Annotated in this window: 18 protein-coding genes; 9 read left to right on the plus strand and 9 right to left on the minus strand. The window is 70.8% G+C overall.

From position 1 onward, the window contains the following. The first annotated feature begins 26 nt into the window (after positions 1 to 26). Positions 27 to 1046, plus strand: a complete 1020-nt coding sequence (locus D7W79_RS16525) for an ATP-grasp domain-containing protein (RefSeq protein WP_120526338.1) — start codon at positions 27 to 29, stop codon at positions 1044 to 1046. 189 nt (positions 1047 to 1235) lie between these two features. Further along, positions 1236 to 1907 (plus strand): DsbA family oxidoreductase, encoded by a 672-nt coding sequence (locus tag D7W79_RS16530; RefSeq protein WP_120526339.1) that lies wholly within the window; start codon positions 1236 to 1238, stop codon positions 1905 to 1907. A 61-nt stretch (positions 1908 to 1968) separates the two neighbouring features. Here D7W79_RS16530 and D7W79_RS43665 read toward each other — a convergent pair whose 3' ends face one another. Further along, positions 1969 to 2961, minus strand: coding sequence for a hypothetical protein (locus D7W79_RS43665; RefSeq protein WP_158616980.1), 993 nt, complete (start codon positions 2959 to 2961; stop codon positions 1969 to 1971). Between the two features lie 181 nt (positions 2962 to 3142). Between D7W79_RS43665 and D7W79_RS16540 the strand changes: the two genes are divergently transcribed. From D7W79_RS16540 to D7W79_RS16555, 4 genes are all read left to right on the plus strand, one after another. Further along, positions 3143 to 4105, plus strand: coding sequence for a hypothetical protein (locus tag D7W79_RS16540; RefSeq protein ID WP_120526340.1), 963 nt, complete (start codon positions 3143 to 3145; stop codon positions 4103 to 4105). Between the two features lie 218 nt (positions 4106 to 4323). Beyond that, entirely contained in the window at positions 4324 to 5172 is an 849-nt protein-coding gene (locus D7W79_RS16545) for a carboxypeptidase regulatory-like domain-containing protein (RefSeq protein WP_120526341.1), read from the plus strand. A 150-nt stretch (positions 5173 to 5322) separates the two neighbouring features. After that, the gene (locus tag D7W79_RS16550; RefSeq protein ID WP_158616981.1) at positions 5323 to 7296 is read left to right on the plus strand and encodes a sensor histidine kinase; all 1974 of its coding nucleotides are present in this window, start codon (positions 5323 to 5325) and stop codon (positions 7294 to 7296) included. Positions 7297 to 7518: 222 nt separating this feature from the next. After that, on the plus strand, positions 7519 to 8637 hold the full coding sequence (locus D7W79_RS16555; protein WP_244221806.1) for a Fic family protein: 1119 nt from the start codon (positions 7519 to 7521) through the stop codon (positions 8635 to 8637). Here the strand turns inward: D7W79_RS16555 and D7W79_RS16560 are convergent. Continuing rightward, the gene (locus tag D7W79_RS16560) at positions 8634 to 9680 is read right to left on the minus strand and encodes a TolB-like translocation protein (protein WP_208729754.1); all 1047 of its coding nucleotides are present in this window, start codon (positions 9678 to 9680) and stop codon (positions 8634 to 8636) included. The two genes, D7W79_RS16555 and D7W79_RS16560, sit on opposite strands and share 4 nt — an antisense overlap. Positions 9681 to 9756: 76 nt before the next feature. After that, on the minus strand, positions 9757 to 11367 hold the full coding sequence (locus tag D7W79_RS16565; protein ID WP_120526344.1) for a golvesin C-terminal-like domain-containing protein: 1611 nt from the start codon (positions 11365 to 11367) through the stop codon (positions 9757 to 9759). Between the two features lie 434 nt (positions 11368 to 11801). On the opposite strand from D7W79_RS16565, the gene D7W79_RS16570 reads away from it, so the two are divergent. Both D7W79_RS16570 and D7W79_RS16575 read left to right on the plus strand, forming a co-directional pair. Then, positions 11802 to 12539 (plus strand): metallophosphoesterase, encoded by a 738-nt coding sequence (locus D7W79_RS16570; RefSeq protein WP_120526345.1) that lies wholly within the window; start codon positions 11802 to 11804, stop codon positions 12537 to 12539. A gap of 112 nt (positions 12540 to 12651) precedes the next feature. Then, entirely contained in the window at positions 12652 to 13233 is a 582-nt protein-coding gene (locus D7W79_RS16575) for a DUF2378 family protein (protein ID WP_120526346.1), read from the plus strand. A 58-nt stretch (positions 13234 to 13291) separates the two neighbouring features. On the opposite strand, the gene D7W79_RS16580 is transcribed toward D7W79_RS16575, so the two are convergent. Next, entirely contained in the window at positions 13292 to 14305 is a 1014-nt protein-coding gene (locus D7W79_RS16580; RefSeq protein WP_120526347.1) for a hotdog family protein, read from the minus strand. 408 nt (positions 14306 to 14713) lie between these two features. Then, positions 14714 to 16711, minus strand: coding sequence for a potassium transporter Kup (locus D7W79_RS16585; RefSeq protein WP_439099201.1), 1998 nt, complete (start codon positions 16709 to 16711; stop codon positions 14714 to 14716). Positions 16712 to 16892: 181 nt separating this feature from the next. On the opposite strand from D7W79_RS16585, the gene D7W79_RS16590 reads away from it, so the two are divergent. Beyond that, entirely contained in the window at positions 16893 to 19463 is a 2571-nt protein-coding gene (locus D7W79_RS16590) for a sensor histidine kinase (protein ID WP_120526349.1), read from the plus strand. Here D7W79_RS16590 and D7W79_RS16595 read toward each other — a convergent pair. The 4 genes from D7W79_RS16595 to D7W79_RS16610 form a co-directional block, all read right to left on the minus strand. After that, positions 19460 to 20476, minus strand: coding sequence for a hypothetical protein (locus D7W79_RS16595; protein WP_120526350.1), 1017 nt, complete (start codon positions 20474 to 20476; stop codon positions 19460 to 19462). The two genes, D7W79_RS16590 and D7W79_RS16595, sit on opposite strands and share 4 nt — an antisense overlap. After that, the gene (locus tag D7W79_RS16600; RefSeq protein WP_147441943.1) at positions 20473 to 21027 is read right to left on the minus strand and encodes a hypothetical protein; all 555 of its coding nucleotides are present in this window, start codon (positions 21025 to 21027) and stop codon (positions 20473 to 20475) included. The genes D7W79_RS16595 and D7W79_RS16600 overlap by 4 nt, the downstream gene beginning before the upstream one ends. A gap of 118 nt (positions 21028 to 21145) precedes the next feature. Further along, a complete protein-coding gene (locus tag D7W79_RS16605; RefSeq protein WP_208729753.1) occupies positions 21146 to 22876 on the minus strand; it encodes a hypothetical protein in 1731 nt (576 codons plus the stop codon). A gap of 23 nt (positions 22877 to 22899) precedes the next feature. Continuing rightward, the coding region (locus tag D7W79_RS16610) for a hypothetical protein (protein WP_120526354.1) at positions 22900 to 23401 on the minus strand (502 nt) is incomplete at its 5' end.

A 23401-nucleotide genomic window follows, 5' to 3' on the forward strand; every position in this document is an offset into this window, starting at 1 on the left:
ACAGGTGCTAGTGTCCCGCGCCCCGCATGCCCCCCCGAAAAGCCCAGCCGAAGAAGGCGCCAGTCCCGCCTGGCGCACAGGCACCCGAGCGCGGTGACGCGCCGCGACCCAAGCGGCCCCGCGCGAAGAAGACCGTGGCCATCCTGTCCCGCAAGCGCTCGCTGTACTCGACGCGCCGGCTGGTGGAGGCCATCAAGGCCCGGGGCCACCGCCCGCTCGTCTTCGACACGCTGCGCTGCTGCCTGTTGCTGGCCCGCGGCAAGCCGCGCATGACCTACCGCGGCGCGGAGGTGAAGGGCGTGGACGTGGTGATTCCGCGCATTGGCGCGTCCATCACCGCGTACGGCCTGGCGGTGGTGAACCACTTCGAGATGATGGACGTGCCGGTGCTCAACCCGCCCACGGCCATCGCGCGCAGCCGCGACAAGCTGCGCGCGCTCCAGTTCCTCGCCCGCGCGGGCCTGGACATGCCCCGGACGGTGATGGCGCATGACCGCGGCAACGTGCGCAAGCTGGTGCAGGAGGTGGGCGGCCTGCCCGTCATCATCAAGCTGATCAAGGGCACCCAGGGCGTGGGCGTGATGATTGCCCACACGCTGCCGGAGGTGCAGACCATCCTCGACACCTTCTGGGACCTGGGCCAGGAGATCGTCCTCCAGGAGTTCGTCGCGGAGAGCGAGGGCCGCGACGTGCGCGCGCTGGTGGTGGGCGACACGGTGGTGGGCGCCATGCGGCGCAAGGCGAAGAAGGGCGAGTTCCGCTCCAACATCCACCGCGGCGGCGAGGGCCGCGCCATCACCCTGCCCCCCGACTACGTGGAGGCCGCGGTGAAGGCGGCGCGCATCATCGGCCTGGAGGTCGCGGGCGTGGACATGCTGGAGGGCCGCGAGGGTCCGCGCCTGATGGAGATCAACTCCAGCCCCGGCTTCGAGGGCCTGGAGGGCGCCACCGGGCAGGACATCGCGGGCAACATCGTGGAGCACGCGTTGGTGTACGCGGGGACCCGGGGCAGCGTGCTGATGGCCAGGGCAGGCCGCGCGTCCTGAGGGTGGTGTGACAGCAAGCACGCGAGCAGTGCCCATGTGCCTGCCCGCCTGCTTCACGGCATGCGTGCGGGGCTTCACGGTGCGCACGGTGCCTTGGATGCTCCTCAGGAATACGGGAATGCATCCGGGCGCGGATTGTCCGGGGGTGTTGGCAGCGACGGGGATGCGCCTCTAATCTGGCGACCCCCGATGAAAACGCTGCACAAGCCGCTGCAGATCACCGTCTACCAGGATGTGCTTTGTGCCTGGTGCTACCTCGCCGACCAACGGTTGGAGGTGCTTCGCCAGGAGTTTGGCGACGCCGTCCGCTGGAGCGTGCGACCCTACCCGCTGCGTCTGCACGACGTGCTGCCCACGGAGCGCGAAGTGCGCGGGCTGGTGGAGGAGGTGAAGCGCGCGCAGCGCGAATCCGACCCCACCGCCTCGCTGCTCTCCACGGACCTGTGGCTGGGCGGTGATCCACCGCGCTCCAGCGTGCCGGCCCTGGCGGCGCTGGAGGCGGCGCGGTTGCAAGGGCCGCAGGCGCGGGCCTTCCTCGCCCGGTCCATGCAGCGCGCGGCGCTGGAGCAGGGCGTCAACGTGTCGCGCTCGGATGTCGTGTTCGAGCTGGCGTCGCGCGTGGGCCTGTCCATGAACCAGTTCTCCGCGGCCTTCCGTTCGGAGGAGACGCGCCGGCTCATCTACGACGAGCACCGGCTGGCCGGCAGCCGCGGCGTGCGCGGCGTGCCCACGCTGGTGATTGGCGGCCGGTGGATGCTGTGCGGCCTGCGCGAGCTGTCCGAGTACCGCGAGCACATCCTCGCGTGCCTGGGCAAGGTCGTCGCGCCCCGCTCGGGTTCCTCCGAGCGGCTGGTGCACTGAAGCGTCCCCGTCGCGCGCCTTCGCCCCGTTCGCGAAGGCGCGCCTGCCTTCCCGTGAGCCGTCAGCCCGGGAAGGACTCCGTGGCTTCGTCCCGTGGAGCGCGCAGGGCCAGGAACATCCCCGCGATGAGCAGCTGGGCCAGCGCCATGCCCGGGATGACGCCCACGCAGCACACGAGGAACCCCGCCATGATGATGAGTCCCGCCATGAGCGCCACGCCCATGATGGACAGCCGCTGGCCCCGCGCGGCCGCCCAGCTGCGGCGCAGCACCTCCACGGGCGAGGGCGCGACATCGTCGTACGCGAGCTCCGGCTGGACCAGGTACAGCGGCAGCAGCAGGTACGCGAGCGGCACCGTCGCCACCAGGCCCCCCAGCGTCAGCACGCCCAGGATGGGCGCCAGCGCGTCGAAGACCTGGCGCGCGGAGGGGTCCGCGCCCAGGTGGATGCCCGACAGCAGGCCTGTGCCCATGACCGCGAGGAAGCCCAGGCCGCCCAGGATGATCAACGGCACCAGCACGATGGCGTAGACGAGGAGCATCGTCAGCACGTAGGGCACCGCCTTGTGCATCTGGCTGAAGAGGCGCGCCACGTCCACGCGGCCGCCGTGCAGCACGTCGAAGCACACGCGCAGGAGGCCCAGCTGCACCAGGCCCTGCACCAGCTGCTGCGCGACCAGCGCCACCAGGCTCAGCACCACGGCCACGGCGCCGCTGTCCAACGCCGCGCCGATGCCCGTGGCCACGTTGATCAACAGCTGCGCGCCGAACGCCGCGCCCAGGTAGATCAACACCGCGAGCGACAGCATGCCCCACTCGCGCTGGAACACCACCCAGCACACGTCCCACAGCTTGCTGAAGGTCCACGTCTCCCGGTCCAGCGGGAAGGGGGCGCCGGCGCGCTCCCGGCACGTGGGGCAGCGCGGCGACGTGCCGTTCAGGCTGCACGCGTCGCACGTGAAGTTGCCGCAGCGTGCGCAGGTGCCCGTGGCCTCCCGCCCCGGGTGCAGCGCGCAGGAAGCCCCCATCGCGCGCCCGAAATCCACATCCGACATCCGTATGCCTCCCGGCGCGGGCCCCCAGAGGCCGCGACCCCGGTGTCATATCAGGTGGGCCCCTCGCCTTCCCGGCGGGCGGGCGTCGCGGATGAATTAACGGCGCGCCCGGCCGTCGGTGGGGGCAGAGGTTGCGGAGCGGGACGCTTTGGGGGTCCACTTCCGCGCCAGGAGACCCGTCATGAACCGCTTGCTCGCCCTGGTCGTCCCCCTGGCCCTGCTGATGGGGACCGGCTGTGTCGTCGAGGCCCACTCGCATCGCCCCGTCCGTCGCGTGACCTACGTCGAGCCCGTGGCGCAATACCGGTTCGCCGGCGCGCACCCCGTCCCCGACGACTACGGCGGCGGCTGGTGCCCGGAGGACTACACCCACGTCCACGACTACCAGCCGCCCCAGACGTCCTACGTCTACACGGACGACGTCTACTACTACCGGGGCCCGACGGTGGTCTGGTACTGGGACTACCACCCCATCGCCAGCGGCGGGTACTGCAACCTCCACGGGCGCCACCAGCACGACTACTACCCGCGCGGCTCGTGGGGCGCGGGCTACTCCTACGACCGCGGCAGCCGGGGCTACCGCTGGGATAACTCCCACGCGGCCTCCGCTGGGTACGGCCGCAACAACGTCGCCCCCTCGCGGCCCGATCCGGCTCCCGTCCACCAGGGCCGCAACCCGCCCCCGGGCGGCAACGGCACCGGGGCCCGGCCTCCCAGCGGCTCCGGCGGCTGGGGCCGCAGCAACGCCGCCCCCGCCGCGAACAACTCGCGTGACGACGACCGCGACGACAACAAGGGTGGCGGCTGGAACACCCCGGCCAGCAAGAGCCGCGACGACGACAACGACCGTGGCAACGGCGGCGGCTGGGGCAACAGCGGCAGCGGGAGCAGCAACAGCGGCAGGAGCAACAGCGGTAACAGCGGAAACAGCGGCAGCAGCAGCTCAGGGAGCAGCAGCGGGAGCAGCGGTGGCGGCTGGAGCAGCCCCGGTGGCGGCAGCCGGAGCAGCGGCGGCGGCAGCAGCGGGAGCAGCAGCGGCAGTGGCCGGAGCAGCGGCAGCAGTGGAAGCAGCAGCGGCAGCGGCGGCGGATGGAACACGGGCAAGAGCTCCGGGTCCTCCAGCAAGGGCGGGACGCGCTGGTAGGCGCTCCGCTTCCTCCTCCCTGGCGTGACTCGCGGCACCGGGCGCGGCCTTCCGACCTCAGCGGAAGGCAGGCTCCCGGTGCCGACGTGTTTTCAACACCTGGAGGGCCCGGTGTCTGGTGCGTCCGGCCTCCGAGAGCACCGGGGCGTCGTGAAGGGGACGGACGGTGCCGGGGGACGGATTGCGATCGCACCGGGCCGTGAAGATGTTGCGGCGCGATGAAACACTACATTCGGGCGGCGGGTGGTGCCGTGCTCGGGCTGTTGGCGATGGCCTGTGGCGACGGCGGCTTCACACCGGACCCCGGCGTGCGGACCGAGGACGCCGAGGCGGTGGATCTGGAAAACCTTCGCATCCTCGTGAGCGGCGAGGCACGCGTGTTCCCGGAGGCCGCGGGCGCGGCCGCCGCGCCCGCGTCGCTCACCGGCATGGCGCTCACCGTGGAGGAGCCCCTGCGCGTGGCCGTCAACGACTCGGCCGCCACCTTCGCCACCGGCGAGGTGTCCGAGGACGGCGCCTTCCGCATCACCGACGTGCCCGTGCGCGACGTGCACCAGGGGCTCGCCGTGGGCCTCGTGCACGACGGCCTCGTGCGCAGCACCACGCTCGTCTACGACACCGCCTTCACCGGCACCCGTCCGCGCACGGACATCATCGACGCGCACGCCTGGGCCCTGCCCACCGCGTTCGTGGATCAGCTGGGCGCCGCCGTGGGTGCGCCGCGCCTCCAGGGCCACACCGGAGACCCGGCGGCCACCCTGGCCTCCGCGGGCTTCGTGCTGGGCCGCGTGGTGGACCTCAACGGCCAGCCCGTGAGCGGCGTGCGCGTGGCGCTGGACCGCGCGGAGCTGGCGGACCGCGTCTACTACCCGTCCGGGGACCTCACGTCCGTGAACACCACCGGCACCGCGGGTCACGGTCTGTTCCTCTTCGTGCACTCCGGCGCCGGTGTGTCGTCCTTCCAGCTGTCCGTGGAGGGCACCGACACCTACGTGCCGCGCAACGTCGACGTGGGCCCGGGCCTGGGCGTGGTCCTCACCGTGTACCCGGGTCGTTACGCGCCCTGACCCAACCCTCGAAAGGTCGGACATCCCTGCCTAGAGCGGACAGGCGTCCAACCCCGGCGTCTCATTGCCGGGGTGCCCCCGAAGACGAGATGTTGTGGCAGGATGCAGGGCTGGCGTTCCGGGGGGACGCGGATGATGAGCGGCCGTTCCATGCCACGAAGCACGGCGTTGGTCCGTGCCCTTGCGCGCAGCTCCGCGGTGGCCTCCTGCATGGTGGGGCTCCTGGTGCTGGTGGGCTGGGCCCTGGACGTCATGGTCCTCAAGTCCATGGGCGCCGCGCTTCCCGCCATGCGTCCCAGCACCGCGCTGGGGCTGCTGCTGGGCGGGGCCGCGCTGGGCCTGCGGCTGCCGGCCACTCCCCGCCGCTCCCGCCACTGGCTGGGCACCACGCTCGCGCTGGCCACCGCCCTGCTGGGCGCGGCGAGCCTCGTGGACGGCGTCATCACGGGGGGCAACGGCGGCCTGGACGCGCTGTTCCTGCGCGCCTTCGGTGAGGAGGGCTTCGCGTCGTCCGGCGTCGCGTCGTCGCCCCTGACGGCGCTGTGCTTGATGCTCCTGGGCCCGGCGCTGGCGCTGGTGGACCGGGGCCACCCGGAGCGGCTGTCGTGGTCGGACGCGCTGGTGGCGCTGGCGCTGATGGCGGCGCTGACGGGCCTCAACGGCTTCCTGCTGGGCCCGCTGGTGACGCCCGCCGCCGTTCCGTTCTTCCAGGAGCGCAGCATGGGGCTGCACACCACCTGCGTGCTGATGCTGCTGGGCGTGGGCACGCTGTGCGCCCGGCCGGAGCTGGGGCTGATGGCGCGGCTCACCCGGGACACGCTGGGCGGCTTCGTGGCGCGGCGGCTGGTGCCGGTGACGCTGCTGGGGCCGCCGGTGCTGGGGCTGACGCTGGTGCTGATGCACCTGACGGGCGGGCTCAGCCACGACGCGAAGCTGCCCCTCTTCGCCACGGTGGTGGCCGCGGGCGGCGTCACGCTGGTGCTGCTGGCGGCGCGGGCGCTGGACGTGCTCGACAGGGAGCGCATGCGGGCCACCGCCGCGCTGGAGGCCTCCGAGGAGCGCTTCCGCACCTTCCTGGACACCGCCCCGGACCCCATGGTGGTGGTGGACGCCACCGGCCGCGTGCGGTTCGCCAACGCGGAGGCGGAGCGCGTCTTCGGCTACCGCCGGGAAGCCCTGCTGGGCCGCGAGGTGGAGCTGCTCGTGCCGGAGGGGCTCCACGGCCCGTCCGCCACCGGCGAGGGCCCGGAGCGCGCCACCGTCGGGCGGCTGGTGTCCGGCCAGCGGCAGGACGGCACCAGCGTGCCGCTGGAGGCGCGGCTGAGCCCGCTGGAGGGCGAGGACGACGCCACGCGCATCGCCATCCTGCGCGACGTCACCGAGCGCCGGGACCTGGAGAAGCTGCGCGAGGAGTACGTGGGGCTCATCTCCCACGACCTGCGCAACCCGCTGAACACCATCAACCTGCGCGCCCACCTGCTCCAGCGCGCGCTGCACGAGCGGAAGCTGGAGCGCGAGGGCCACATGGCCCAGGCCATCATCCACAACGTGGAGTGGATGAGCACGATGATCGAAGAGCTGCTGGAGGGCTCGCGACTGGAGTCCGGCCGGGTGACCCTGCGCCGCGAGGCGCACGACCTGGGCCGCTTCCTGGCGGAGGTGCTGGAGCGCGACGTGCCGCCCGACGCGCGCGAGCGGTTCCGGCTGCACCTGGCGGATCCGCTGCCGCCGGTGCCCATGGACGCCGCGCGGCTGGAGCGCGTGGTGACGAACCTGCTGACCAACGCGCTCAAGTACAGCCCCAAGGGGACGCCGGTGGACGTGCGCCTGGCCGCCGTGCACGACCACGCCGTGGTGTCGGTGACCAACCAGGGCACGGGGCTGTCCCCCCGGGACGCGGCGCGCCTGTTCGACAAGTACTACCGCACGGAGGACGGCCGCTCGCAGGACGGCAAGGGGCTGGGCCTGGGGCTCTACATCAGCCGGCTCATCGTGGAGGCCCACTCCGGCCACATCTGGGTGGAGAGCGAGCCGGACCGGGGCGTCACCTTCTTCTTCAGCGTGCCCCTGGAGGCCCCTTCCGCCCCGCCGGAGTCCGAACCGGCGCGGCAGCGCGCCAGCTAGCGCGCCCGGCAGATATAACGCCACCGGATGAAGCGCCATAACCAGTTGAAATTATTAAGAATATTCAGCTATTTAAATTCCTACGTTGTTGATGCCCCTTATTAAAGCCAAGAGCATTTGACTTAAATAAGCGTCGTCCGAATGCTGGGGGCTATGACCGAAGCATCATTCGCGCCGTCCAGGATGGGCCGGTTCATAGAAACCGCTGTCGCTGGGGAGAGCGTGCGGTCGTTCGTCCCGCCGCCATTGCCGCCAGTTCCACCTATCGATGTTTTGGGGCTGCTGGATCGCCTCAGTCGGGCCGATCGGGCCCTGGGCCGTCTTGATGGAATCACAGTGCCCCTGCCAAGCCAGGAGCTGTTCCTTTACATGTACGTGCGGAAAGAAGCGGTGCTCTCCTCTCAGATTGAGGGGACACAATCGACGCTCTCCGACCTGCTTCGCTTCGAGCTTGGAGCGCAGGAGGGACAGCCCATCGATGACGTCCGCGAGGTTTCCAATTACGTCGACGCGATGATGTATGGGCTCGAGCGAGTCAAGGAGTTGCCGCTCTCACTTCGATTGATCCGCGAGATGCATGCGCGGCTGCTGCAAAGCGGACGCGGTGGTTCAATGGATCCGGGTGAGTTCCGTCGCTCACAGAACTGGATTGGAGGGACCCGGCCAGGAAACGCGCTGTACGTTCCGCCTCCAGTAACGGAGCTCGACGGTTGCCTGGGTGCATTCGAGAACTTCATGCACGAGGAGCAGTCCCGGTTGCCGCCACTCATCAAGGCAGGGCTCCTGCACGTGCAGTTCGAGAGCATCCACCCGTTCCTCGACGGAAACGGCCGCATCGGGCGCCTCCTCGTGACGCTCTATCTGTGCGTCCATGACGTGCTTCGAAAGCCACTGCTTTACTTGAGCCTCTACCTGAAGACGCACCGGGAGGATTACTACCGGCTGATCCAGGAGGTTCGCGAACGAGGCGCCTGGGAAGCTTGGCTCGAATTCTTTTTGGAGGGCATCGAAACGACGGCGAACCAGGCGTTCGACGCGGCAACGAGGATCGCCGAGCGCTTCAAGCACGACAGAGAGCTCATCAACGACAAAAGCGAGCGCACCAGCGCGGCGCTCCGTGTGCATGATTTGTTGCAGGCACACCCATACGTGACATCGAACCAACTGGTTGCTCGGACCCGAATGACCGCTCCCACCGTCAATGCGGCGCTCGCGGACCTGGAGCGCCTGGGCATCGTGGAGGAGGTCACCGGACGCAAGCGAGGCCGCGTCTTCGCATATCGCGGCTACCTCGCCATCCTGAACGAGGGAACGACTCCGTTGCAAGGAGGCAGGGGCTAGCGCGGCGTGAACCAGCGCGGCAGCCAGTCCGCGCCCTTCGCCGTGGTGAGCCGCGTCTGGCCCGTGCCGTCCGGGCGCATGAGGTACAGGTCGGTGTCGCCGTCGCGCTCGGAGACGAACACCAGCGCCTTGCCGTCCGGGCTCCACGCCGGCATGTCGTCGCGGTGCTGGCCGTCCGTCAGCGCCACCGGCGCGCCTCCCGCCACGTCCGCCACCCAGATGCGGCTCCTGCCGTCCTCGAGCCGGGCCACGTACGCCACGCGCTTGCCGTCCGGGCTGAAGGCCGCCTCGCGCTCGTCGCCCGCGTAGCCCTCGCCGGACAGGGCCCGCAGGTCCGAGCCGTCCGGCCGCACCAGGTACACGCGCTCCTTGCGCTCGCGGTTGCTCACGAACGCGAGCCACTTCCCGTCCGGACTCCACTGCGGCGTCCGGTCTTCCATGTAGAACGTGGTGATGCGGCGGGGCTCGCCCGTGCCGTCCGCGCGGAAGACGTAGACCTCCGGGTCCCCCTCACCGCTGCACACGCACGCCACCTCCGTGCCGTCCGGTGACACCGCGGGCTCGAAGCAGCCCGCCTTCACGTGTGTCAATGGCGTGTCCACCGCGTTCGCCGTGGGCCGCACGCGCACCACGTCGCTGAAGCCCTGCGCGTCGGACTCCGCGGCCAGCCACGTGCCGTCCGGCGCCCAGCTCGCGTTGCGCGCGCGGGGCCGGGGCACATGCAGCGCCACCGAGGCGCCACCGGCGAGCGGCTGGACCCGCAGCTGCTGGAAGACGCGCCCGTTCGCCTCGCCCGACGCAATCACCAGCAGCGTGCGGCCGTCGGGCGACGGCGGGCCGGGGTACTCGTCCTCCGGCGCGGAGGTGACCTGCGTCTCTTCTCCGGCGGGCGTCACCCGCCAGACGTCCTTCTGTCCCGCCCTTTCGGAGAGGAAGACGATGGTGCCCGGCAGGGCCCGCCGCTCCGCCTCCGACAGGGCGCCGGGCGCCGGGACCGTGGCAGCGCCGCCGCAGCGGCCCTGACAGCCCATGGCGCCCAGCAAGACGAGCACGGCCCACCCCCACCGTGCCCGCGAGGGCCCGGAACGCGCATGCCGTTCAAGGCCCCCGTGCATCACGTCAGCGCACCCGGACGGCGTCGGCCATGACCACGTAGCCCGGGGTCGTCCAGCGGCTCAGCTGCACCTTGTTCCAGCCGGCGGAGAAGCTGTACGTGCCCAGCTGCACCCACTTGCCGCCGTTGGTCTGCTGGTTGACGGACACGCGGCCCACCTCGGCACCCGACGCGTTGTAGGCGATGAACGGCGCCGTGGCGGAGCGGTTCGTGCCCTCGACCCACCAGGCGTCGACGGTGCGCGTCTGCGCGGTGGGCAGGTAGAACTCGAACGTGGCCGGCGCGGAGATGGCCTCCGTGGCCGCGTAGTAGTAGCCGCTGCCGTAGTAGCCGGCGCTGTAGCCGTCCGTCCACGTGCCCGTCGTCGAGAACTTCGCCTTGGACGCGTCGTTGTTGGCGCTGTTGCTGTCGATGATGATCTCACCGGACGGCGTGGACGTGCCGCAGTAGCTGTTGATCTTGCTGATGTACGTGGACCACGGCCAGTTGGGACCCGGGTCCGTGCGCGTCGCCGGCTGCAACCGGCCGTGCGCCACGATGTGGTAGCTGTCCTTGACGATGGCGTTGTCGCGCGCGATGTCGCACGACAGCTTCGCGGACGCGTCAATCTGCCCGGCCGGGAAGGACGTCTGGCTGGCGTAGCCGCCGTGCTCGATGCCGATGGTGAAGTGGTTGGCCGACACGCCGTTGAGCCAGCACTCCTTGCTGCCGTTGAGCGAGCAGTCGTAGGTGGCGCCGATGTGCCACGCGCGGTTGGCCTCATTCACCAGCTGGGAGACCTCGGTGCCGCCCTCGTTCACCACGTAGTGCGCGCTCACCTGCGAGGCGCTGTTGGTGAGCCAGCTCCAGCAGGACGAGTAGCTGCCCTCGCAGGTGTGGATGATGATCATCGACGGGTCGCCCGTGCTGCCAGTGGGGCGCGAGTTGTAGTTGGGCGACGGGCGCCAGATGGCCGCGCTGTAGTTCGGGCCGGCCGCCATGGCGCGCACCTGGGGACGCTCGAACTTCGCCTCCACCTGCACGGGCTCCAGCGACGCGGCCACCGAGCCGTCCTGGTTGAGCGCCACCGCGCCCTGGTTGAGGACCGCGTACACGCCGCGGTGCACGTGCTCCGCCTGCGCCTCCGGGTTGGTGATGCCGCTCAGCTGCGCCACCACCGGCGCCCACGCGGCCAGGTCCCCGCGCTCCACCTTCGCGTCCGTGGCCAGCTGGGACAGCCGCGCCGCGCCCGCGCGCAGGTTGGACAGCGCGTCCGTGCGTGCCGCCTCCACCGTCACGCCCGCCAGCGCCGCGCCCTCTTCCAGGTCCGCGCCGCGCAGCGCCATCAGGCCGAACGCGGGCTGCTGGCCGGGGAACTCCGCCTCTCCGACCACCATCTGCCAGCGCGTCTCCGTGTAGGAGACCGCCTTGAGCAGCTCCGCCGGGACGTTGAACTCCTGGGCGGCCTGCGCGAACAGCGGATCCAGCTCACGCGGCAGCGCGCTGCCGGCCGTGTCCGTGGACGGCTGCGACGGCGTCTCGGCGGGGGGCGCCTCGGGCTGCTGCGCCTGGGGGCCACACGCGGACAGCACCAGGGCCGCGGCCGCCGCCGCGAGGGGATTGCGGAAGGTTGACATGCAGGGACTCCAAAAGTCGGGGGAGGGACTCCACGGCCCGTCTCCGCTTTCCCACGGAGACGGCTGGAGCTGCCTTCTCAGCACCATGCGTGCCAGCCCCCTCCAGCCCATCACCTTCGTCCAGTTTTCTTCTCCGACCGGTGCATGCATGCTCCACCCGCACGAAGCGCGCGCTTTTCCTTGCGACGTCAAACACCTGAAATTACGGAATTACCTACATGTCTCGGCCTCCCGTTTACACGCGGAGTCCGGCATGGTGCATGGATGCCGCACTGCCGTGTTTCAGGACATCCGTGACGTAACGGATTGTTACACCATTTCTTGTATTAATCACTATTTGAACCCTTGGCGGACCCTGGGGGGAAGGCCGTCCGGGCGGCGGGCGCGCTGGAAGGGCCGACACGGGGGCGGGCCATCCGCTATACGCCAGCATCATGCGGCTCTTCGGCATTGGCGACACACACCTGCCCTCCACCCGGCAGAAGGACATGCACCGCTTCGGCTGGACGGACCACCCGCTGCCCCTGCAGCGCGCGTGGGACGAACGGGTGCGGCCGGAGGACGCGGTCATCGTCGCGGGTGACATCTCCTGGGCCACCCGTCCCCATGAAGTGATGGAGGACCTGGCGTGGCTGGACGCGCGGCCGGGGCGCAAGGTGCTGGTGCGCGGCAACCACGACTACTGGTGGGGCGACTCCGCGTCCAAGCTGCGCAAGCTGCTGGAGCCCTTCCGCACCCTGGAGGGCTTCCTGCACAACAACGCGGTGGTGCTGGGGCCGTGGGTCATCGCGGGCACGCGGCTGTGGACCGCGCCGGAGGCGCCGCCCATGCCCGGCGGGGAGATGGGCGACGAGCAGGGGGACTCCGGCTACGTGGAGCGGGAGACGCGCCGGCTGGCCACGTCGCTGGAGGACGCACTGAAGAAGGAGGCGGCCCACCCCACGCCGCTCACCCGCATTGTCGCGGTGCACTTCCCGCCCGTGTACGCGAACGAGCGGGCCACCGCCTTCAGCGCTCCCATTGAAGCGTTCGCTCCCAAGGTCTGCGTGTACGGCCACCTGCACTCGAGCGGCATCCCCGCGGGCTTCACAGGCGAACGGGCCGGCGTGCGCTACGTGCTCGCGTCGTGCGACGCGGCCGGCTTCGCGCCGGTGCTGCTGGACGAGCGCTGAGACACGCCTCCCATCAGGACAGGTGTTGCGCCGGGTGAAGGCTTTGTCGACAGTGAGGAGGGGGCCGTTAAGCTCACTCCCGGGTTCGCCCGTGAACCAAGGAGTGGAAGTCATGCCGTCGGACAAGGCCGAACTCGCCGCCCGGATCGCCAGCCTCCAGCCGGGGGACTCCATCCGCGGCCTCATCTTCAAGTCCGTCTTCGGCCTGGTGCAGCAGCACACGGGCACGAACGGCATGGAGACGCTGCGCAAGGGGGAGCTGGACCACGACTACGCGGAGCTGCGCTCGTACCCGGCCCGGGAGTTCCTCACGCTGCTGTTCAGCGCGGCGGATCTGCTGGAGGGCGCGCTCGGTCCGGCGGACGCGGTGTTCCACGCGTGCGGCGAGGTGAGCATCACCCGCTACTCCACGGGGCCCGGGATGCTGGTGTTCGGCATCATCTCCCGGGGGGATCCGCAGAAGCTCTTCGCGGGCGCGCAGATGGCGTACAGCGCGGCGGTGTCCTACGGCAACCGCGAGTACCTCACGACCGGACCCAAGTCCGGCACCCTGCGCATGCGCCGGGACATGATGCCGCCCGCGTACCACGTGGGCATCCTCACCGGTTCGCTCAAGGTGCTGGGACTGACGGGCAAGGCCACCGCGAAGCCGCAGGGCATCGACCGCGTGGACTACGACATCGAGTGGACCTGAAGCGGGACGCGGGGCCGCGCGTCTCCGGGGCTCCAGGTGAGCCGCAGGCCACGGTGCTTCAGTCGACGCGGGTGTAGGTCACGTCCAACTGCGCCACCACGCGCTCGCCCACGGAGGCCGTGCAGGCGAAGGTGTGGTCCGCGCCGCGCACGCGGGTGCGGCGCGCGCCGAACACCACCGTCTGGCCCGCGTAGGCCAGGCTGTCCGCGGACAGCTTCACGTCCTTGGCCACGAAGCGGGCCTCGGCGTTGCCCTCCAGGTCGCGGCCCAGCGTGGTCGCCATGCGCGTCATGCCGCCCGCGACGACGGCCACCGGCATCACCGGGTGCATGGCGAAGTGGCCCTTGCACAGCTCCGGGGTGACGACCAGCGACGAGCGCAGGGCGTCGCCGTCCGTGCGGAAGTCCCGCAGGTCCAACGGCTTGCTGTACGGGTTCTGCCGCAGCTTCGCCCACTCCTCCGGGGTGCGCTGCACGGTGTCCGCGGGGCGCGGCTCGCGGCGCATCTCCTGGCGCGCCTCGCCGAACAGGCGGGTGAAGGCGGCGGCGGACAGCACGTTGTAGTCCACCTCCAGCCGGAACAGCGGCGTGCCGTCCGACGCGGAGAGCAGCGTGCGCGCCGTGCAGGTGCGCTTGCCGGTGTACTCCGCCTGCGCCAGCGCCCAGAGCATGTCCGTGGCGCGCTCCTGCGCGGAGGGCTTCAGCCACTGACCGCGCGCCGCGCTGGCCAGGTAGAAGTGCTGCCCGTCCTTGGGCGCCACCAGCGCCGCGCCGCACGAGCCCAGGATGGCCAGGTGCCGGCCCGCCTCGCCCAGGCCCAGCGGCATCGCCTCCGCGTCCGGCGCCATCTGCACCGGCACGCGCGCCACCACCTCACCCGGCAGCACCGTCACGTCCTTCAGCGCGAAGTACGGGTCACGCACGCAGATGCGCGGGTACAGCTCCTGCGCGCTCAGCACCGTGTACGGCGCCGCCTCCGACAGCGGCATCCGGGGCTCCGCCATCCACGGCATGACCGACTTCACCGAAGGAACCGGGGACGACACGGAGACGGGGGCGATGGCCTGGAGCATGGGAGTGACCTCGTTTCGGACGCCGGGTGCCGGGGGACACCTGGCCGCAGGGTAACCGAGTTCTATTGCGCTGGGACAGTACTTTTCTCTGCCCCGCGAAAAGATTCTCGATTCATCGACGAAAGTGTTGCTGCCCCGGCGTATTTTTCTATGTGAACCGGAAAAAACGAGGGGCGGCGGTGCAATTTGGAGCAGGCAAGCCCCTGCGTAAAGGGCTGTGTAGCAGCCAGTGTCCAACACCAGTGGGTCGGATTTACCCCCTAGCCAAAAATCCTACCTCTGTATTTCCAGGGACTTACGGGGCTGAAAACGGCCCAAGTCCGGGAAAACACGCGCAGTGCGGGCTGAATAGATTTTCTACTCGTGGGGTGAAGTCCCGGCGCGTCGGGCCCGGGACTTCCGCTGGGGCTACAGCTCCACCTGGCTGCCCAGCTCCACCACGCGGTTGGGCGGGATGCGGAAGTAGGCGGTGGCGCTGCGGGCGTTGCGGCTCATCCAGGAGAAGAGGGCCTCGCGCCAGACGGCCATGCCGGGCTTCTTGGTGGGGATGAGGGTTTCGCGGCCCAGGAAGAAGCTGGTGCCCATGAGCTGGAACTGGAGCCCCTTCTCCCGGCAGCGCTTGAGGACGTCCGGGATGCTGGGGTTCTCCATGAAGCCGTAGCGGGCGATGACGCGCACGAAGCCCTGCTCCAGGGGCTCCACCTCCACGCGCTCGCCGGCCACGATGTGGGGAATCTCCTCCGGGATGATGGTGAGGAGGACCACCTGCTCGTGCAGGACCTTGTTGTGCTTGAGGTTGTGCAGGAGCGCGGGCGGGGTGCCTTCCGGGTTGCCCGTCATGAAGATGGCGGTGCCGGGCACGCGCACCGGCGGGTGGTCCCCGAAGCTGCCCAGCAGGTCCTTGAGGCCCAGGCTGGCCGCGCGCAGCTTGGCCGCGAGGATGTCGCGGCCGCGCTTCCAGGTGGTCATCAGCGTGAAGATGCAGACGGCGAGCAGCAGCGGGAACCAGCCGCCATCGGAGATCTTCACCGCGTTGGCGCCGAAGAAGGACAGGTCCACCAGCAGGAACATCCCCGCGATGGGCAGGGCCACGGCGCGGCTGACGTTCCAGCGCTCGCGGGCCACCACGTAGGCGAGCACCGTGGTGATGGCCATGGTCGTCGTCACGGCGATGCCGTACGCCGCCGCCAGCCGGCTGGAGGAGCCGAAGCCCAGCACCAGCGCCACCACGCCCACCAGGAGCACCCCGTTGAGGCCGGGCAGGTAGATCTGCCCCATCTCCTCCGCGGACGTGTGCACCACCTCCATGCGCGGGCTGTAGCCCAGCTGCATGGCCTGGCGGGTGATGGAGAAGGAGCCGGAGATGAGGGCCTGGGACGCGATGACGGCGGCGCCGGTGGCCAGGGCCACCAGGGGGTAGCGGGCCCAGTCGGGGGCCAGGAGGAAGAAGGGGTTGCGGGCGGCCTCCGCGTGGCGCAGGAGCAGCGCGCCCTGCCCCAGGTAGTTGAGCACCAGCGAGGGCAGCACCAGCCCGAACCACGCGCGCTTGATGGGCCCGGAGCCGAAGTGGCCCATGTCCGCGTAGAGCGCCTCGCCGCCCGTCACCACCAGGAACACGGCGCCCAGCACCAGGAAGCCGTGCCACCCGTTGTCGATGAAGAAGTGCACCGCGTGCACGGGCGACAGCGACCAGAGCACCGCGGGGTTGTGCAGCAGCTCCTTCACCCCCAGGACGGCGATGACCACGAACCACAAGGACATGAAGGGGCCGAACACCGCGCCGATGCCGCCGGTGCCCTTCCTCTGCACGAGGAACAGCAGCCCCAGGATGATGAGCGAGATGGGGATGACGTACGGCTCGAAGACGGGCGTGACCACGCTCAGGCCCTCCACCGCGCTCAGCACGGAGATGGCCGGGGTGATGAGGCCGTCGCCGTAGAGCAGCGCCGCGCCGAAGATGCCCAGGGTGATGAGGAACGGCCGGGCGCGGTGCGACTGGCCCCGGGGACGCTGCATGGCCAGCGCCATGAGCGCGAGGATGCCGCCCTCGCCCCGGTTGTCCGCCCGCATCACGAAGAGGAGGTACTTCACCGACACGACGATGATGAGCGACCAGAAGATGAGCGACAGCACGCCCATCACGTTCGCCGGCGTCGGGGTGATGCCGTGCGGGCCGGTGAAGCACTCGCGCAGGGCGTACAGCGGGCTGGTGCCGATGTCTCCGTAGACGATGCCCAGCGCGCCGAGCGCGAGCATCGCGATGCGTTTGGGAGAGTCCGGCCCGTCCGTGGGGGCGGCCGGTGATTCCGAGGGTGCGTTCACGGCCCCCGCTTTAGCCGAACCCGGGCCCGCCGCAACCGAAGCCTGGACACTCCTTTGGTTTCCAACCGCTCCAGGTGCTCCCATGTGCGCGCCTGGCCCCCTGCCCCCGAGGGTGCCGGGCCACGGAACGAGGCGGGTGCCCGTCACCAACGCTTGCGGGGGGTGGGTGTCGAGCATCCGCAGAAATCAGGGATGGCGGGACCTGGGACGCAGAGCGCCGCGGGCGGGGCCGTGTTCCCATGGTGGATGCAACGGGGGGAGTCGCATGACGATGGTCGCAACCAGGCTGGGGGAAGCGCGGCAGTACGGGGCGCGGCTTCCGGAAATCGAAGAGCGGCTGGCGCTGCTGGCGGAGGCGTCGCGGCTGCTGGCGGACGCGTCGTTGGAGCCCCCCGCGGTGATGGAGCGGCTGTGCGGGCTGGTGGTGCCGCTGCTGGGCTCCGCGTGCGCGCTGCGGCTGTTGTCGGAGGACGGGCTGTGGCTGCGCACGGTGGCGTCGGCGGCGGCGGTGCCGGAGGCGCGGGTGCGGCTGCAGGCGCTGTTCTCCCAGCGGATACGCGCGGACGAGGGCGTGGCGGCGGAGGTGCTGGACACGGGCGAGGCGCAGGGGGTCGAGGCAGTGCTGGTGCTGCCGCTCAGGGCGCGGGGACGGGCGCTGGGCACGCTGACGGTGTGGCGGGAGGCGCCGGAGCCCGCGTCGTTCGAGTCGGGGGAGCAGCTCTTGCTCCAGGAGCTGGCGGACCGGGCGGCGCTGGCGCTGGACGTGGCGCGGGCGTACGCGTCCGAGCGGCAGGCGCGGCAGGCGGCGGAGGTGGCGGCAGGCAGGCTCGCGCGGCTGCAGCACGTCACCGCGGAGCTGTCGGAGGCGCTCACCGCGGCGCGCGTGGCGGAGGTGGTGCTGGAGCAGGGGCTGGCGGTGGCGGACGCGAAGGCCGGAGCGCTGTGGGGCGTGGAGCCGGACGGGATGAGCGCCACGCTGCTGCGCTGCGCGGGCTGCACGCCGGACGCGGCCGAGCGGCTGAAGCGGCTGCCCCTGGAGGGGGACTCGCCGGTGGCGCGGGTGCTGCGCGAGTCGCGGCCGGTGTGGCTGATGGCGGAGGACGCGCTGTCGGGGTCGGAGCGGCCGGCGCCCTCGTCCGCGTGTCTGCCCCTGGTGGCGGACGGGCGGGCGCTGGGGGCGCTGGTGTTCACCTTCAGCCTGCCGCACGGGTTCGATGACGACGAGCGGGCCTTCCTCCAGCTGGTGGCGCACCACGCGGCGCAGGCGCTGGCGCGGGCGCGGCTGCTGGAGCGGGAGCAGCGGGCTCGGGCGGCGCTGCGCGAGGCGCACGGGACGCTGGAGGCCATCATCCAGGCGAGCCCCACGGCCATCATGCTGTTGGACCCCGACGGCACGGTGCGGCTGTGGAATCCGGCCGCGGAGCGGATGCTGGGGTGGACCGCGGAGGAGGTGATGGGAAAGGTGCTGCCGGCGGTGCCGCCGGAGCACTGGGAGGCGTTCCGCCACGGGCTGGAGCGCGCCACGCGGGGCACGGTGCTGGACGGCGCGCCCCTGGCGGCGCGGCGGCGTGACGGCGGCGCGGTGCAGGTGGCCATGTGGACGGGGCGCGTGCACCCGGCGAGCGGGCCGCCGCAGTGCCTGAGCGTGATGGTGGACATCACCGAGCGCCAGCGCGGCGAGGCGGCGCAGCGCTTCCTCGCGGAGGCCGGCGGGGTGCTGGCGGGGAGCCTGGAGGAGGAGGAGACGCTGGAGCGCGTGGCGCACCTGGCGGTGCCGCAGTACGCGGAGGCCTGCGGGGTGTTCCTGGAGGACGAGTCCGGCGGCGTGCGCTGCGTGGCCACGGCGGGCGGCGAGGATGGCGAGGTACCGCCCCCGGGGCTCGCGGTGGTGGCGCGGGTCATCCAGTCCGGGAGGCCGGAGACGCGTTCGGGGCTGTCGGAGGGGGACCCGACGTGCGCGCGCGCCGGCGGGACGTGCGCGTACCTGTGCGTGCCGCTGCGGGTGCGGGGGCACACGCTGGGGGCGCTGACGTTCGTCACGTCGAAGCGGGCGTACGACGCGCAGGACCTGGCGCTGGCGCAGGAGCTGGCGCGGCGGGCGGCGCTGGCGCTGGACAACGCGAGCCTCTACCGGGACGCGCGTCAGGCCATCCGCCTGCGCGAGGAGTTCCTCTCCATCGCGAGCCATGAGCTGAAGACGCCCATCAGCGCGCTGCAGCTCCAGGTGCAGAGCCTGCAGGCGGGGCTGACGCGGTCGGGGGCGAGCTTCGACCTGGAGCGGCTCAAGCGCGGCCTGGAGCGGGTGGACCGGCAGGTGAAGCGGCAGACGCTGCTGGTGAACGACCTGCTGGACGTGTCGCGCTTGAGCGCGGGGAAGCTGGAGCTGGTGCTGCAGCCCGTGGAGCTGGGGGCGCTGGTGCGGGAGGTGGCCGAGCGGTTCGAGCCGGAGTACGCGCGCTCGGGCACGCCGCTGGAGCTGTCGCTGGCGACGGAGGTGCACGGGCAGTGGGACCGGCTGCGGTTGGACCAGGTCTTCACGAACCTGTTCTCCAACGCGCTGAAGTACGGGCGGGGCAACCCGGTGCACGTGTCGCTGGAGCTGGAGGGAGACCGCGCGCGGCTGCGGGTGCGCGACGGCGGCATCGGCATCGCGAAGGAGCACCTGCCGCGCCTGTTCCACCGCTTCGAGCGCGCGGTGTCCGAGCGCAACTACGGCGGCTTCGGGCTGGGGCTGTGGATCGCCCGCCAGATTGTCGAGGCGATGGGCGGCCACATCGAGGTGGAGAGCGTGCTGGGCGAGGGCTCCACGTTCATCGTGGAGCTGCCGCGTGGCTAGCGGTGGAAGGCGGGGAGCCCCTCCGCGATGAAGCCGCAGCCGCGCTGGGATTCACGGCGGTGGAGGACGTGGCAGCGCTCGGGGGCGGCGCAGTCGGTGTCGCGGGTGCAGGGCTGGAAGCAGTAGCCGCTGGTCTCGTCGCAGGTGAGGCCCTTCGCGCAAGGGGCCTTGTCATCACAGCGGGCGCGGCACTCGAAGGCCTCGGTTTCGAGGGTGGGCTCGGCGAAGCCGCGCAGGCAGTCCTGGTTCGCGGCGCAGGGCGCGGCGTCCAGGCAGGCGGGGCCCACGAAGGGGCGGCAGATGGGCACCTCACCCGAGTAGTCCGTCTCGCAGCGCTCTCCCGCGGGACAGGCGCGGTCGCGGCAGCTGGGGACGCAGGCGCCGAGGACACGGTAGGGATTGGGGGCGCACTCGGTGCCGGAGGCACAGGCGTTCGCAGCGTGCACGTTGCACGGCGGGCCGCAGAACTCATGGACGCAGAGGAGCCCCGGCGCGCAGCGGCCCTCCGGCTCCCGTGAGTACCCGGTGCACCGCTCCCCGGCGCGCAGGGTTCCGAGCGGCACGCAGCGGCGGAGGACCTGGCCCGAGGCGGAGGTGTCCATGGGCTGGCAGGTGTCGGAAGGGGTGCAGTCCGACGCGTCGTCGCAGTAGCGGTGCAGGGGCTGGCAGTCGAGGAAGCCGAACTCCGGATGGTGCGCGCACACGGTGTCGGCGGGACATGCGGCATCCGCGTCACAGCGGTCCTCACAGGCGAGCGAGCCCCGGGTGTCGGCGTGGCAGTTCGTGGGGACGTTCGTGAGCCGGATGCCGTTGCTCAGCACGACGACGTCGGGAGGTTCGCTCCCGGCACTGTCCGGGTCGTCGCTGGCTTCGAAGCTCAGGTGGACGGGGTCGTCCGACAGGTCCGCCTGCCCCGTGAGGTCCGGCCCGGGCCACGCGAGCCACACGGCCGTGCCCACGGCGGTGACGAAAGCGGTGAAGACGATGACGAGGCAGAGCGTGCGTGGCGTCACAGGCCGAGCACCTGGCGCATCCAGCGCTGACTCTCCTCGTCCCGGGTCACGAGTCCGTCGAAGCGACCCTCGCGCATCATCTCCACGAGGGCAGCGTCTTGAGAGATGAGCCCTGCCGCGGCGAAGGGGAAGGTCGTGGTTGAACACCTGCCTGGGGTGAAGTCAGGCTCTCCCGGCAGCAGGTCCATGAACCGGGCAAGCTGGTTGAACAGCCAGTCCACGCTGGAAGCAACCGGGACCACATGCAGATCCTCCTGCATGTCGATGTAGAGCACTGGCTGGACTCCGCGCGCATCCGCCAGCGCCGGCACGACGCCGTAGTAATACGCGAGGCTCGAAACCTGCCCGAAGAGAACGCATGACAGGAATGGGGCCTGTCCCCTGCCCCGCAGCCATGCGTTCACCTCCAGGACCCCATCCGGGCCGGAGCCTGGACGGTACAGCACGATGTCTCCCAGCGTGGCGCGGCCCGCCCTTGAATAGAGCCCGGCGAGCATCGGGTCGAGCGGATCCCCCAACAGCGTTGCCCCGGGACGGGGTGCGTCCGCCAATGGCGGCTCCACGCTGACCCGGAAGCCATGGCGACGGCAAGCCTCTCCCAGCCTCGTCCAGCCAGTCCCCTCCGCATCCAGTCCAGCCAAGCGAACACGCCTCCTGAAACGCCAGGACCTACAAGCCCAGCACCGCCGCGACTTCCTTCAGCGCGGCCTTCTCCGCGGAGGCAAGCGCGGCCCCTGACTTCGATGAATCGTACAGGACGTGAAACCACCGCCCGAAGTGCTTGTGCGTGATGCGAGCGATTTCCTCCACCTCTTTCGCGGAGACGTTCTTCGCGTTCGTTCGTACGAGGGTCCAGACCGAGTTGACGCTCGAATGGACCTCCCGCGCCATGCCCACCAGGTTCTCCGCGGCATTGACGCTGCGGGCTGGAAACAGATGGGCATGCTCGATGGGCACCAGATGGTGCACCTGATACGTCCCCAGGAGATCCTTCCCCAAGGCTTGTGCCAGCTGGGGGTGATGCACCTCGAAGTACTCCTGCCGAGCCCACTCCCGGAGCTTGTCTTTCGAGTACTTGTCCGTGATGGGCGTCCGGAGCCGGTGCTCCATGTCCTTCAGCAATGATCGCAGCTCGGCCTGCTCTCCAGCCTCGAGCGCCGCCAAGCCCTCCGCCTCCGCCTTCATCCAGATTCGCTGGAGGGCTTCCCGCTCGGCGGGTGGCGTCCGGATCAGCACCGTGCGGAACCACTGCGCGGCCTTCGCCCCGCCCCTGCCGAGCACCGAGACCACCGTGGGTGCAGCGGCCTCCATTGCTCCGAGCGCGCCCTTCGCGATGAAGCCTCCCACGTACCAGTACGCGAGCTGCTCGAAGGACCACACTCCCGCGAGCCGTGCACTGTCCTTCACCTCCTGACGCCAGTGGCGAAGGATGTCCTCCTGCATCGCCCGGTACTCCCTGGCGATGTCCTCCATCGCCTCGGGAGGCTCGGAGGGTTCGAGCGTTGTCGCGGCCACCACCCTCCAGCGCGGCTCGGCTTCACCGCGCACGTGCCGTCCTTCCAGCTCCACCTCGACCTCGCGGCTTCCCACCGCGTTCGCGAAGGGCAGCAGTGCCTGGACCACCGGCATGCGGAGGTCCGTGCTCCCGGGAGCGCTTCGGCGGCCCGAACCTTCCTGGACCTCGAAGTCACGCAGCTCGGCCTCGGTGAGCAATCGCAGGCCCTCGAACTGGAGCCGTGCCCGCTCGCGCACCCTCCCCTCCCATGGGATACGCGCGGCGGGCAGCAGCTGCCGGGCCACCGTCAGAGCATCGGACCGCAAGGGCCCGGATGCGCCCGGTAGGGCTTCAGGCACCGTTCGCGCATGGGCCGCGACCTGCCCACGGACCGTCTCCAGGTCGAAGCGCCAGCGCTCCGGCCCACGCTCCAGCGTGAAGCGCAGGCGTCGCGGTTTCACGCCCACCAGCGTGGACAAGCTCCGCGTCAGCTCGCGGGAGAACCCATTCCAATCCACGGCGGCACCGGCGCCCAGGCCCGGCGTCGTGCGCCGGAAGGACAACAACGTCAGCGCGCCACCGTGCACCTGGTAGTCGAAGGTCCACGCCTCTCCGGGAGCGCCGCTCGCCCCCGCGATCTCCCAGAGCTCACGCACCACCCGGGCCGCTTCGGCCTGCCGGGCGCGCTCACCGCCCACGGGCGTGGGGCGCTCCAGCGCTCCCTCTCGCGTGAACCCGAGGCCCGCGCGCTCGGCCGGGACGTCGTCACCCGCCGCCTCTTCGAAGGACTCCCGCTCGAAGGGGCCATCGCTCGCGCACGCGGTCAGCGCACACACCCAAAGGAGTCCCAGCACCGGCAGCATCCGGTGCCAGGACCGCTCTCCACGGGAAACGGGACGCGTCATCGCGCCCCGAGCCTAGGGGGAAACTACAGCGCCAGGAGCAGCAGCGACGCCTGCTCCGTGGGCGAGGCCGCGAGGAAGGCGTCCGGCAGCTTGATCTCCGTGGGCGGCGTGAGCGCGCGGTCGCAGCTGCGCTGTCCCTCGTAGACGCGGCCGGCCTCCTTCGCCTTCAGCCGGTACGTGCAGTCGCGCACGTACACCGTCAGCTCCTGCGGCGACAGCGTCAGCGTCACCGGGCGCCCCTGGAACCCGCCCTTCGCCTTCACCGCTTCGCCGTCCTTCTTCACGTCCAGGTTCACCACCGAGGACCCGATGTTGCCCTTCACCTTCTCGTCCTCCAGCCTCAGCGTCACCGGGAGGTCCGCCACGCGGCCGCGCAGCTCACCTGGGAGCCGGGACACCTGGAACTCCGGCCCCGTGACGTTGTCCGCGGTCATCCGCAGGTTGAACTGCGTCCGCGCGATGTTGAAGGAGAGCTGATCCTGCTCGGAGGACGCGACTGCTCCGCCCACCCCCGCGAGCACCGCC

This window comes from Corallococcus exercitus, from assembly GCF_003611585.1.
Classification (GTDB): domain Bacteria; phylum Myxococcota; class Myxococcia; order Myxococcales; family Myxococcaceae; genus Corallococcus; species Corallococcus exercitus.

Coding starts and splice junctions, on each gene's coding strand:
- D7W79_RS16585 (WP_439099201.1), bottom strand. CDS start 16,711: ATGGGAGCACCTGGAGCGGTTGGAAACCAAAGGAGTGTCCAGGCTTCG.
- D7W79_RS16550 (WP_158616981.1), top strand. CDS start 5,323: ATGCCACGAAGCACGGCGTTGGTCCGTGCCCTTGCGCGCAGCTCCGCG.
- D7W79_RS43665 (WP_158616980.1), bottom strand. CDS start 2,961: ATGTCGGATGTGGATTTCGGGCGCGCGATGGGGGCTTCCTGCGCGCTG.
- D7W79_RS16590 (WP_120526349.1), top strand. CDS start 16,893: ATGACGATGGTCGCAACCAGGCTGGGGGAAGCGCGGCAGTACGGGGCG.
- D7W79_RS16565 (WP_120526344.1), bottom strand. CDS start 11,367: ATGTCAACCTTCCGCAATCCCCTCGCGGCGGCGGCCGCGGCCCTGGTG.
- D7W79_RS16540 (WP_120526340.1), top strand. CDS start 3,143: ATGAACCGCTTGCTCGCCCTGGTCGTCCCCCTGGCCCTGCTGATGGGG.
- D7W79_RS16575 (WP_120526346.1), top strand. CDS start 12,652: ATGCCGTCGGACAAGGCCGAACTCGCCGCCCGGATCGCCAGCCTCCAG.
- D7W79_RS16530 (WP_120526339.1), top strand. CDS start 1,236: ATGAAAACGCTGCACAAGCCGCTGCAGATCACCGTCTACCAGGATGTG.
- D7W79_RS16605 (WP_208729753.1), bottom strand. CDS start 22,876: ATGACGCGTCCCGTTTCCCGTGGAGAGCGGTCCTGGCACCGGATGCTG.
- D7W79_RS16525 (WP_120526338.1), top strand. CDS start 27: ATGCCCCCCCGAAAAGCCCAGCCGAAGAAGGCGCCAGTCCCGCCTGGC.
- D7W79_RS16580 (WP_120526347.1), bottom strand. CDS start 14,305: ATGCTCCAGGCCATCGCCCCCGTCTCCGTGTCGTCCCCGGTTCCTTCG.
- D7W79_RS16545 (WP_120526341.1), top strand. CDS start 4,324: ATGAAACACTACATTCGGGCGGCGGGTGGTGCCGTGCTCGGGCTGTTG.
- D7W79_RS16570 (WP_120526345.1), top strand. CDS start 11,802: ATGCGGCTCTTCGGCATTGGCGACACACACCTGCCCTCCACCCGGCAG.